The 12,386-nt window shown below is 36.5% G+C and carries 11 protein-coding genes and 1 pseudogene; 7 read left to right on the top strand and 5 right to left on the bottom strand.

The window, feature by feature from the left end; translation table 11 throughout:
- Positions 1–48 precede the first annotated feature (48 nt).
- Positions 49–1,188, bottom strand: a complete 1,140-nt coding sequence (locus ABY905_RS03045; protein WP_372640333.1) for a saccharopine dehydrogenase family protein — start codon at positions 1,186–1,188, stop codon at positions 49–51.
- Positions 1,189–1,318: 130 nt separating this feature from the next.
- Positions 1,319–2,059: pseudogene (locus tag ABY905_RS03050) on the bottom strand (slipin family protein).
- Positions 2,060–2,529: 470 nt separating this feature from the next.
- Between ABY905_RS03050 and ABY905_RS03055 the strand changes: the two are divergent.
- Entirely contained in the window at positions 2,530–3,072 is a 543-nt protein-coding gene (locus tag ABY905_RS03055) for a DUF1697 domain-containing protein (RefSeq protein ID WP_372640335.1), read from the top strand.
- Between the two features lies 1 nt (position 3,073).
- On the opposite strand, the gene ABY905_RS03060 is transcribed toward ABY905_RS03055, so the two are convergent.
- A complete protein-coding gene (locus ABY905_RS03060; RefSeq protein ID WP_372640337.1) occupies positions 3,074–3,967 on the bottom strand; it encodes a phosphatidylserine decarboxylase in 894 nt (297 codons plus the stop codon).
- Between the two features lie 194 nt (positions 3,968–4,161).
- Here ABY905_RS03060 and ABY905_RS03065 point away from each other — a divergent pair, with 194 nt between their 5' ends.
- The 4 genes from ABY905_RS03065 (at position 4,162) to brnQ (ABY905_RS03080) (ending at position 8,402) form a co-directional block, all read left to right on the top strand.
- Positions 4,162–4,434 carry a YwbE family protein gene (locus ABY905_RS03065; protein WP_372640339.1) on the top strand — a complete coding sequence of 91 codons (273 nt, stop codon included), beginning with the start codon at positions 4,162–4,164 and terminating at the stop codon, positions 4,432–4,434.
- A gap of 273 nt (positions 4,435–4,707) precedes the next feature.
- Entirely contained in the window at positions 4,708–5,337 is a 630-nt protein-coding gene (locus tag ABY905_RS03070) for a carbonic anhydrase (RefSeq protein ID WP_372640341.1), read from the top strand.
- A 390-nt stretch (positions 5,338–5,727) separates the two neighbouring features.
- A complete protein-coding gene (gene brnQ / locus ABY905_RS03075; RefSeq protein WP_372640343.1) occupies positions 5,728–7,011 on the top strand; it encodes a branched-chain amino acid transport system II carrier protein in 1,284 nt (427 codons plus the stop codon).
- Between the two features lie 101 nt (positions 7,012–7,112).
- Positions 7,113–8,402: a branched-chain amino acid transport system II carrier protein gene (gene brnQ / locus ABY905_RS03080; RefSeq protein ID WP_372640345.1), complete on the top strand. Its 1,290-nt coding sequence runs from the start codon at positions 7,113–7,115 to the stop codon at positions 8,400–8,402.
- 32 nt (positions 8,403–8,434) lie between these two features.
- Here brnQ (ABY905_RS03080) and ABY905_RS03085 read toward each other — a convergent pair whose 3' ends face one another.
- Both ABY905_RS03085 and ABY905_RS03090 read right to left on the bottom strand, forming a co-directional pair.
- Entirely contained in the window at positions 8,435–9,550 is a 1,116-nt protein-coding gene (locus ABY905_RS03085) for an NADH:flavin oxidoreductase (protein WP_372640349.1), read from the bottom strand.
- A 67-nt stretch (positions 9,551–9,617) separates the two neighbouring features.
- Positions 9,618–10,283, bottom strand: coding sequence for a putative quinol monooxygenase (locus tag ABY905_RS03090; RefSeq protein WP_372640351.1), 666 nt, complete (start codon positions 10,281–10,283; stop codon positions 9,618–9,620).
- Positions 10,284–10,628: 345 nt separating this feature from the next.
- Between ABY905_RS03090 and ABY905_RS03095 the strand changes: the two genes are divergently transcribed.
- Together ABY905_RS03095 and ABY905_RS03100 are read left to right on the top strand one after the other, a co-directional pair.
- A complete protein-coding gene (locus ABY905_RS03095) occupies positions 10,629–11,237 on the top strand; it encodes a TetR/AcrR family transcriptional regulator (RefSeq protein ID WP_372640353.1) in 609 nt (202 codons plus the stop codon).
- An 11-nt stretch (positions 11,238–11,248) separates the two neighbouring features.
- The coding region (locus ABY905_RS03100) for a TolC family protein (RefSeq protein ID WP_372640355.1) at positions 11,249–12,386 on the top strand (1,138 nt) is incomplete at its 3' end.

The following is a 12,386-nucleotide window of genomic DNA, read 5'->3' on the forward strand; positions in this document are numbered from 1 at the left end:
ATATACCTACAAGCTTGTCCAGTCTAAAATACGGCTACAGGTTTGTTATTAAATTAAGCGCGAGCTCTTTTTATAGTGAATGTTCCTTTCTTCTAGATATTCCAGGATATAGTTAAAACAAGCCTCATGCTTACCAAGCAATTCCAGAGGGAAAACACCTTTTCCCGAAAACAAACCTTCTAAAAACAGATTGGCGGCAGCGGTAGCAGTATAACCGGTTGTTCTTGCCATCGATGATGTCTTGGTATCCTTACAATATTCAGCATGCAGATTATAAACGATCTCTTCTAATTGTCCATCATCGTTTTCTCCCTTTAAAGTCACTCTCATTACGGTTAATTCTTCTTCAGTTTCACCTAATTTCCATTCATTAATAAGAATTTTACTGGTAAAATCTAAAGGAGAAACCATAGTCCCATTAACGTCGACCCTTTCCTTACTAAAAAAACCACTTTCTTTTAAGACTCTCACATATTCAACATGACCTGGATAGCGTAAGGTTTTTTCTTTCATATTGGGAATATGAGGCATGGTGTAAATGATTGATCTCAACCCATCCGTGTTAAAAGATTCTAAAGAGCCAATCCTATCAAATTTAACATATTCACAATCTGTTAAAGGTTCGCGAACGACAACTTCTCCATGTTGCACATACCTGGCAGGTCGGGTATATTCCTCAATTACATCAATAGGCGAGAAAGGAGCCTTATAGCAAAAAGGCCATTTTTTTTCTTTTGGTAATCCTCCAACCAAGCATTCAAAATCAGTTAGTTCCATTTTCTCGTTGTAGTAGCCTAATATCAGATTATCCATTCCAGGAGCCACTCCGCAATCGACTATAGCTGTTACGTTTTTCTCTTTTGCCAATGCATTAAGTTCTAATGTGTTTTCAGGAGAAAATGCAATGTCTATAACATTCATTTCTGCCTCAATGATGGATTTTAACGCTTCGAAACCTAAAAAACCAGGCACTGCATTTATCACCAGATCATATGGTCTTATTACACTTTGAAGCTCCGCTTTATTGGTTACATCTAACAATTGAATCGTTAAACTATTGTGCTTCAATTTCACATTATCCAGCACGCTCCTACTTATATCTGTCAGTGTTACATGATGTTTTTTTGCCATATCTATTGCTATAGCACTACCCACCATTCCGGCACCTAATACAATTATATGATTCATATTAAATAATTTTAAAAGATAAAGTTGGTTGTTGAAGAATAAACAGAAAAAGTAGTTAGCTCCTAAATCTAAGTAGCTAAAAAAACAGGGTGTTTCACTGATGCAACCTATTTTATGGATCAATTTTTAATCAATCTTCCTTTGGCTTCCTTGGTAAGACCTCTTCAGGGAATGGGAAAAGAATAGTCGAATTCTTTTCAGAAGCAATATTTGCCAGGGTTTGATAAAGTCTTAACTTAATGGCTGAAGGAGATTGGTCAATGAGTTTTCCAGCCGCTAATAAGTTTCCAGCTGCTTGCTCCTCAGCAAGGGCAAGAATAATTCTCGCTCTTCGCGATCGTTCCGCTTCAGCCTGATTGGCCATCATACGTCTCATATTTTCAGGCAATTGAATATCTTTAATTTTCACATCAATAATCATTATCCCCCACTCCTTGGTTTCCTTTTCGACAATCGTTTTGATGTTTTTCCCCATCTCCTCACGTTTCGATAAGATGGTATCCAACTCCACCTTTCCACAAACATCTCTTAATGCAGCTTGTGCCAACTGTATAATAGCAAATTTGTATTCTTCTACCTCCAAAACCGCCTTTTCAGGGTTGTCAATTTAAAAAAATACAACGCCATCTATACTACAAGGCACATTGTCTTCTGTCATCACTTCCTGAGAGTCGATATTGATTGTAATTACACGGATATCTACAATTTGGATAGTTTCTATAATGGGGATTATCCATCTGAAACCTGGTTCAAGAATCTTAATATATTTTCCGAACCTGAATTTTAATGCTCTTTTGTATTCAAAAATAATACGAATTCCACTAAACAGGAATAATAAGATACCGAGACTAATTGTTAAAAGAAGATTCATAATATTTGTTTTTAGATAAAGTTCAAAGATCTAAAGTCAAAAACTTAAAAAGTTGAATAATTTAACAGCGTACTCAATCGATCAGAAAGCATCTTTTATGCTTTGACTACGAGGCCTATATAAATTTACAAAAAACGAAGAGGAGGGGCAAAATTAGTTTCTAATGAAATGCATGTGCTCCTGATACAATGAATCAACTTAAGTTGCATTTGTTACTTGAATCTAAGGACTGAAGAAAACCATTGCTACAAAAACGGCAGCAAAATATGATACTAAACGATATAATAATAAAAGACCTCATTTATCTTTAGAGTACAAAAACACCCAAAGTGATATTTGAAAATTCAGTTTAATTTTAGAATTAACTTGTAGCTGTATTTTAGAACAAGACTTAAAAAAACAAAGTTTACCGAGCTGCTTCCGAAAGCCTTAAAGATGCACAAGCTGCTGGTTATTAAATAAAAAATATCATGATTAAATACATCGCACTATTAAGAGGTATCAATGTAGCTGGCAAGCGGAAAGTGCTTATGGCTGATTTGAAAGACCTCTTTGCTAAACTGGGATTTACCAATTGCATCACCTATATACAAAGTGGTAATGTTGTATTTGAATTAGACAAAGAAGAGGATAATATTGAATTAGCTCATAAAATTGAAGCTGCCATTCTGGAACATTTTAAACTTGATGTTCCAGTAATCATAAGGAAAGCTTATGAATGGGAACAACTGATATCAGACAATCCCTTTTTTAAAAACAAAAGGATAAGCATAGATCGCCAGCATTTGACTCTTCTGGATGAAGAACCAAAATCAGATAAGGTTGAAGATTTGAAAAAAAAGGATTTTGGTATGGATCAATTCGAAATAATTGGTCAGCATGTTTTTCTTTGTTGTACAAACAAATACAGTGAAACTAAAATGACCAATGGTCTATTGGAAAAGAAGTTCAATTGCAAAGCCACGACACGAAATTGGAAAACGGTATTGAAACTTTTAGAATTGTCTAAATAAATTAAACTATCGTTTTACTGGCAATATTTTCACCCATAAACACAGCCGTTTCATAGCCTTTTTGGGTATTATCAATAAGGTCATCAGCTAATTTCACTTTTCCTTTTTCGAAGAATAAGACTAGAGTTGAACCTCCGAAAGCGAAATAGCCTTTCTCCTCCCCTTTTTGAACCCGAGAATTATCTTGGTAGGTTTGGATGATACTACCAACCATGGTAGCTCCTACTTCAGAGATAATGATATCACCAAAATCTTCAGTTTTAAGTGTACTGTAAGTTCTATAATTCTGACAGAAAATTTCCAAACTCTTTTTCAAAGCCATAGGAGAAACAGAGAAATATCTTCCTTTAATTGATTTTGATTCGGATATTAAACCACTTGCCGGAAAGTGAAATCGGTGGTAATCTGTAGGTGCCAAACGAACAATGACCATAGAACCATCGGCATATTTTTTAGTCAATTCTTTATTCTTAAGAAAAGTTTGAATCGTAAATTCTGAACCTTTTACAAAAAACGAAGAAATATCTTTAATAGACTGAAAAGCAAGAAGCTTACCATCAGCAGGTGAAACAACCCCATCTCCAATAGGCCTCTTTCCTACTTGCATTTTTCTAAAGAAAAAATCGTTAAAGTTGAGATAAGCCTTACTGTCAGTTATCTTATAATTGGATAGATCAATTTGATATTGAGAAATAAATTTATCAATCTTCTTCTTCGAAAAACGGCTACTCATATACCAGCCACCAAGCATGGTTAACATTTTTCGTTTAACCAGAGTATGAAGTGTTGCCTTTCCCAAAGAAGAATTATAAAGCCATTTTAACATGCCTTCGCTTGGAACGAATTCCTTAATAAGACTTCCACTCTTTCTATCAATATATCGTATCGTTCCCATAAATCTGATTTGAATGCAAATTTAATCGATTTCGAAAAATATCAGTCCTTTCTTTTCCATTTTATCACAATTTTATCCACTATTATATGGATTTCACCTCTTTTTACTACTTATTTATCTCTAAAACAACCTAATTTCATCTGAAACCTTCTTAAAGCTAAAATAGATTTGAAGAGATCCTTAGAAGCCCTATCTTGCCGAAGCAAACAGAAATAGCCTTTGATCTAAAAATTAGCAGAAAAAATATGATGGAAAATGATCAGCCAGATGGCAGAAAAAGAAAAGATATTAAAGTTGGATTAGAAGTTGAAATTGTACAAAAGCAAGATCAACGAAGTGGCAATTTAACAGAAGGTGTCATAAAACGAATTCTAACAAAATCACCCAATCACCCTCATGGTATAAAAGTGCAACTTGAAACAGGCGAAGTGGGACGCGTAAAGAATATTCTTGATGAAGAATTTTAAATAAAACATAGAAATCTATATTGAACCGTTATGCGTCTGCAAACGGTTTTTTTTTATGCCCTCTCCCTTATATTTAAATCGTCTACTTCACCATTTCAAAAAGATAAACAGTCATTATCCTCTTTTTATCACATCGATTTATCTTAACAAAAAAGAACTTTACTATATTTAATCTCATTAGAGTATAAACCACCCGTTTTTCTTCTTTCAATTTGGAGTAAGAAACGATCATACTCTTTTTTGATTTATGCTTATTAACCAAAATAAACAAAAGTGGATATTGAATACATTTTCGAAAACAATAGGCAATGGATTGCTGATAAACTCAAAAAAGATCCCGAATATTTCAAAAAACTTTCAGGAGAACAAAGTCCCGAAATTCTATACATAGGTTGTTCTGATAGCCGTGTAACCACGGGTGATTTAATGGGTATAGAACCCGGTGACATGTTTGTACACCGAAATATTGCAAACATGGTATCCAATACCGATTTGAGTGCCATGTCAGTCATCAACTATGCAGTTAGTTACCTTAAGGTGAAGCATGTTGTCATTTGTGGCCATTACAATTGTGGTGGTGTAAAAGCAGCTATGCAGTCTAAGGATATGGGGATTCTAAATCCTTGGCTGAGAAATATTCGCGATGTTTATCGTTTGCACAAAGATGAGCTGAATGCCATTGAGTTTGAAGAACAAAAGTACAACCGCTTGGTTGAACTGAATGTGCAGGAACAATGCGTGAATTTAATTAAGACTGCCGAAGTGCAAAAAGCCCTTTTACATAGTCAAATCACAGTTCACGGATGGGTATTCGATATTCACACAGGCCATATTATTGATATGAAAATTGACTTCAATAAAATTCTTAAGGATATTATGGAGATTTACCGTCTGGAATCGTAAATTCACTATATCCTACCAGATAAGTTAAACTTTATCCACGTTCACAAATAAGATAGAACAATGAGTTTATGGCTAAGACCTACTAGAATAAAATATAGACCATCGAAACTAAACAACAGTCGGTATAATCCAATAGCATACAAAACACGAGAAACTCACCAAGACCTGGTGAGTTTTTTTTATAAATATACTGAAGTGAATTTTTGCACTAAAAATCAGGTTACACTTCATTGACAAAAGAAGCAAATTATACAAACATCAGTTGAATGCATTCGTTCCCTGTTTTAACCGACTATTTTTCCACACAATCCCCAAATAGATGATAATAGTTTGTTTTTTTTCATCAATCATTTAATACATTCGCGCTCTATTTTTAAATAATCAGATATAATGAAGAAGCTTAAGGATATTGTGGTGATTGGTGTAGCTCTATTTGCTATGTTTTTTGGAGCAGGAAATTTGATATTTCCACCTCAGTTGGGTGTTGTGAGTGGCGATTCTTGGCTGCAAGCCATCCTGGGTTTCTTCACCACCGATGTGAGTCTATCAATACTGGCAATTATTGCCATAGCAAAATCAGGAGGCACATTTAATTCTTTTGCATCCAAGGTCGGTCCCAGGTTTAGTATCATCATGGGTATCATCATCATGCTAATTATAGGTCCCCTGTTGGCTCTACCCAGAACCGGAGCGGTCAGTTACGAGATGGGTATACTGCCCATATTCCCCGGCATTCCTCAATATATCTTTACTCTGATTTATTTTGGTATTTCTCTACTCTTTGTGATCAATCCCAAAGGTATTATCGACAAGATAGCTCTCTATCTGACACCTGTCTTGCTTGTCGCCTTGGTATCCATAATTGTAAAGAACATACTAATGCCCGATACCATTATGCCAGCTGCAAGATTAACCAACGTGTATACCTATGCTTTTCTGGAGGGCTACCAGACTTTGGATGGCTTGGCAGCAGTCATCTTTGCTGGTATTATTCTAATGGGCTTAAAGGAAAAAGGCTATACCGATACCTCATCACAAATAAAGATGACCATCAAATCTGGCCTAGTTGCCTTTAGTATAATCGGTTTTGTATATGGAGGTTTGATCTATTTAGGGGCTAATGGTGCCAGCAGTATTCCAGAAGGCATGACCAGAACAGAAACATTTATGACTCTTGTTGACCGAATGTTCGGACAGTACGGGGTATGGATGGTTGCTATAACAGTCATATTTGCTTGTTTTACCACAACAGTCGGTTTAACAACTACGGTTGCGGAATATTTTAGTGAACTGACCAATAATAAACTGAGCTACCGTTTTAACGTGATCACAATCACCCTGATTAGTTTTCTCCTTGCGAATTTGGGTGTTGAGCAAATTGTTTTCTTCTCAGGTCCAATTTTGAATATGATCTACCCTGCTATATTGGTTTTAATTGTTCTCAATCTCTTCGATAAATACATTCCATTTAAAGAGATTTATTCAGGTGTTGTAGGTGGAACTCTGTGTTTTAGTATACTCATGTTTATCTGTCAATCATTCGATTCCCTATCCGGAGCTAAAAATTTTCTAATGTCATTTCCAATGACCTCTTACGAAATGGGATGGTTGATACCAGCACTCTTAGGCGGACTTTTGGCTTCAGTTTCCTATAAGATTAAAGCAGCTAGATAATTTTCAAACAACATATTAAAATCAATAGAAGCTCACCAATTTACGGATGAGTTTTCTGCATAATAAAGAGGACTAAACTCTTCTTACTACCTATTGAATAGATGAAACAATTAAAGGATATTACCGTGATTGGCGTAGCACTGTTTGCAATGTTTTTTGGAGCAGGAAATTTAATATTTCCTCCACAGTTGGGTGTTATGAGTGGCGCTTCGTGGATGGAGGCCATCATGGGTTTCTTCACCACCGACGTGAGTCTATCGATACTTGCCATTGTTGCTGTAGCAAAATCGGGAGGATCATTTTATTCTTTTTCATCCAAGGTTAGTCCCAGATTTAGCATTGTAATGGGGATTATACTCATGCTTATTTTAGGGCCTCTGTTGGCTCTACCCAGAACTGGAGCCGTCAGTTTCGAAATGGGGATCATCCCCCTGTTTCCTAGTATTCCTCAATACGTTTTCACCTTGGTTTATTTTGGCATGGCCTTACTCTTTGTCATAAATCCCAAAGGCATTATCGATAAGGTCGCTGTCTATCTAACACCTCTCTTGCTTTTGGCATTGGTATCGATAATCGTGAAGAACATGCTGATGCCCGATGCAGATTTCCCTCTCACGAAAATATCAAATGTGTATGCCTATGCTTTTCTAGAGGGCTATCAAACTGTAGATGCCTTGGGTGCTGTCATCTTTTCAGGCATTATTCTTATGGGTTTAAAAGAAAAAGGTTATACCGATACCTCATCGCAAGTTAAAATGATGATCAAATCGGGTTTAGTTGCTTTTAGTATTATTGGTTTTGTGTATGGTGGCTTAATCTATTTGGGGGCTAGTGGTGCCAGTAGTATCCCTGCAGGCATGAGCAGAACAGAAAGCTTTATGGCTCTTGTGGAAAGAGTGTTCGGGCAGTATGGGGTTTGGATGGTTGCCGTAACCGTTATATTTGCATGTTTTACCACAACTGTGGGTTTAACAACTGCCGTTGCCGAATATTTTAGTGAACTAACCAACAACAAATTAACTTATCGCTTTAATGTGATTACTATTACCCTGCTCAGTTATCTCCTTGCCAATTTAGGTGTTGAACAAATCGTTCTCTTCTCAGGTCCGATTTTAGGTATTGTGTATCCAGCCATTCTGGTTCTGGTCATCCTTAATTTGTTCGATAAATACATTCACTTTAAAGGGATTTATTCCGGTGTTGTAGGCGGAACTCTGTGTTTTAGCATTCTGATGTTTATCTGCGAGTCATTCGATTCCTTATTAGTGGTAAAAGACTGGCTACTGTCCTTCCCCATGACCACATTCGAAATGGGATGGTTGATACCTGCCATTACCGGAGGGCTCATTGCCTCAATCATTTATAAGATTAAGGCAACTCGAACAATATAGTATCGTTTTTATTCATGAACTATAATGTCATTTTACTTTGAGAAAACTTTATTCTTACGATCCAGAATGCAAATATTTCCTCCCGGAGACCAGCATTTGGCACAGGATGTACACCTAGGATTATAGGTTGGATCTTGTTTCCATTTATTAGGTAAATCCGGCTCCGAAAAGAGGGCACGCGATAAGGCAACATAGGAGATAGCACTATCGTTAAGAATGTGTTCCATCAATTCCATATTACGATGGCCTCCAACGGATATAACAGGAATATCAAGTTCTGCCGCGATCTGTTTAGTTGCATTAAAGAAATAAGCTTGCTTTTCCCTTTTAAGGATCTTAGTTCTAATAGGTCTTTTAAGGGGATAGCTGGGATCAGGATTACCACCACTAAACTCTATAGCCGTGATGCCACGTTTCTCCAGTTCTTTTGCCACCCAAAGACTTTCATCGGGTGTCAATCCATGTTCAGCCCAATCGTCGGTGCAGTGCATCTTTATTAGAACAGGATAATCAGGCCCCACCTCTTTACGGACAGCTTCGAGTGTTTCGAAAATAATCCGGGCACGGTTTTCTATTGAGCCACCATAAGCATCCTTCCTACGATTGAAATAGGGCGAAAGAAACTGACTATACAAATAGGAATGGGCAGCATGTAATTGCACCCCATCAAAGCCTGACTCCTTTACTCGTCTGGCACTTTGGACATAAGCTTCTATAACGGTTCGGATATCCTCGGATGTCATCTCATTTGGAGTTACTCCTGAGGACGGATTCTTAACAGCAGATGGTCCCCAAATAAGCCTACCTTCAGTTTGATATTTGGTTGAGGAGCCTCCGTAACAAACCTGCATAATAAGTTTAGAACCCAATTCATGGATTCGCTTAACGAAAAGTCGGTACTCCTCAATAAAATCATCTGAGTAGATGCCCAACATTCCTGCATTGGGTTGTTCATTCTCCAGAATATGGGCATAACCGGTAATGATAGTACCCACGCCCCCTTTAGCCAATTCCTCATAACGGTAAATCAGTTCTGGGCTTAGGTGGCCCTTTTCATCGGCAAGGTTCAGCCAAGTAGCCGAACGCCACAAGCGATTCTTTAATTCTAAATTGCCAATACTGGTAACGTCAAAGATCTTCTTATGCATTCTTTTTCAATTAAATATTCATTATCCTAAGCTAACAATACTTTTCAAAAAAACATCTTCTTCCGACTTATTCGTCAGCCCAATTCCCTCGCGGCTGGAGGATATGAAAACTTCTCAGACTCTGAACCGAATCGGATAGAATGCCCTCGTATAGTTTTCGGTGCTCCCCGGTAAAATCCATCTGGTCAGTTTTGTTCCAGCGCTCATAAATCGTAAAACGAGTAGGATCTTCAGCATCCTGATGCAGAAAAGCACAGATAAAGGGATCTTCTTTCACCATCCTGTCAAATACCTTCATGGCTGCCATTTTCCAATCTGCTTGAGTGCCTGGTTTAACCTGAAAGTTTGAATAAAAAGTCAAATCATTGGCTACCGTTTCGAACTGAGCACTTGCCCAAAAAGCCATAGGACGAAGTATATGTATTTTTCTCGGACTAGCACTTATTTCAGGCAGTCGCTTCTCATAAACTTTCCGGTAATCCTTGGCTGCCATCTGATAGTTCATAAAATCCTCTTTCGAAGCCTCGGTCCAACGTTCATACATGCTAAATCGAGTAGAATCCTCCGTATCCTCATGTACAAAGGCACTTACAAAAGTGGGCTCTTGGGTCATATTATCCACAAGCTCAAACAAGCGCTCCTGGAACTCTTCAACATATTCGGGCTTAATGTGGTATTTCACATAGAAAACCAAATCATCTGGATTGGCTATTCTTGCTGGATTGGTAGTCATGCTTTGGTCCCCCTATTCATCAATTAGTATTCATTTGTTGGTTTATACAAGTTATCACTTTTGAAAGCAAGAAGCAACAGCAGACAAAACTCAAAGATCAACATGAATAAGAAGCGTTCTTATATAACTAAATTTCTTTCACTTACACGTTTCCATTTTGAAGAAAAGCAAAATAATAGCATCCAATCTTCAGAATGCCTAGTCCAATCTTTAACCATATGGTTAAATTTTTCAATTTTATTTTGTGGAATAAAAATATTCCTCTACATTTGCATTAACCAAACGGTTAAACCGAATGGTTTATTTTTTAGATTAAATTTAACCATCTGGTTAAAAATAGACGTTATGGAAAAGAAATTAATTGAAACTCAAGAAAACATACTTGCCGCTGCAAGAACAATTTTTGCAAAAAAAGGATTAGCTGGTGCTCGAATGCAAGAGATTGCAGATGCTGCTGGCATAAATAAAGCGCTCTTGCATTACTACTATCGCAGCAAGGAGAAGCTATTTGAACAGGTTTTTGAGGAAGCCTTTAAAAAACTAGTTGGTCCATTAGCAGCATTTTTAGCAGATGATTCAGAATTATTTCTGAAGATCAGAAATATTTGCACGCTCTACCATAAGGTGATGGCTGAATATCCTTTTATTCCAAATTTTATAATAAACGAGGCAAGTACGGATCCAAGCCGGATATTAAAGCTCCTAAATATTGTGGGTATTGAAGAAGGAAAAAAGAAAACAGCCATGCAAATAAGCGAAGCAATTGAAACTGGTAAGATTAGACCTATTGATCCTCGAGAACTGATACTAAATATTATTAGTTTATCTATTTTCCCATTTGCAAGCCGACCTATATCAGAGCAATTTTTGTATAAAGGTGAAGATATGGATGAAGTTCTTAAATCAAGAGCCAATCGTGTTTCAGAATTTATTATTCAATCAATTCAAATCTAATTATTAGGAATATGAATTTAATAGAAAGAAAAAGCAAGTTCATTCTTTTGTTGATATTCTTGTTTGCTTTTACAACAGGATGGGCTCAGCAGGATGAAATTAGCTTAGAACAATGCCAAAAAGAAGTTCAGGAAAACTTCCCCCTAATTAAAGGAAAGAAACTTATAAGTAAATCATCTATTTTAAATCTCGAAAATTTGAAAGTCGCTTATTTGCCAAGAATTTATGCAAATGTAAAATTTAGCTATCAATCAGATGTAACTGGAATTTCATTCCCTGGAATGGATACACCCCAAGCTCCAAAAGACCAATATTCACTGAGTCTTGATGTAGAACAGTTGATTTATGACGGCGGAAAAACCAAAAATAGAGTTGACGTTGAAAGAAAATCTTCTGAAGTTGAAATTCAGAATCTTGAAATTCAGATGTACCAACTACGACAAAGAGTAAATTCAGCCTTTTTTGGCATTCAATTGGTCAGGAAAAACAAAGAAATTCTTTACGATAAGCAAAAGATCATATCAAAACGTATAAATCAAGTCAAATCCTCTGTTGAAAATGGTGCAGTTTTGCCTGCTAATTTAAAAATATTAAAATCGGAGTTTCTTTTAATCGAGCAACAATTTATGACGCTAAATGCACACGAGGCATCTTCATTTAATGTGCTTTCTCAGCTAATGGGTCGTCAAATAAATATCACAACCGAATTAAAGGAATCCTCAATCGAAAAAGGTTTAATTGACAATATAGCTCTCGACTTGAAAGATAGACCTGAATATAAATGGTATTCAAGCCAGCAATCCTTACTTGATGCACAAAATGATCTTCTGAAAAAAGACCGATATCCAGTAATCAAAGGTTTTGGACAGATGGGCTATGGAAATCCTGGTTACAATCAATTGATGGATAAGTTTGATACCTATTACATGCTTGGTGCAAAAATCTCATGGAACATATTCGACTGGAAATCAAATCGCCGCAAACAAAAAGCCATTGTCATTCAAAAGGATTTAGTTGTAAGCAAAGAATTGAGTTTTACACAAAATCAACGTATCGAGTTGGGGAAAGAATCTAACGAAATTAAAAAATACCAGATTTTATTACAACAAGATGCTGCCATAATAGAATTACAAGAAGATATCAGTAAAA

The sequence above is a fragment of the Ancylomarina sp. genome (assembly GCF_041555295.1).
Classification (GTDB): Bacteria; Bacteroidota; Bacteroidia; order Bacteroidales; family Marinifilaceae; genus Ancylomarina.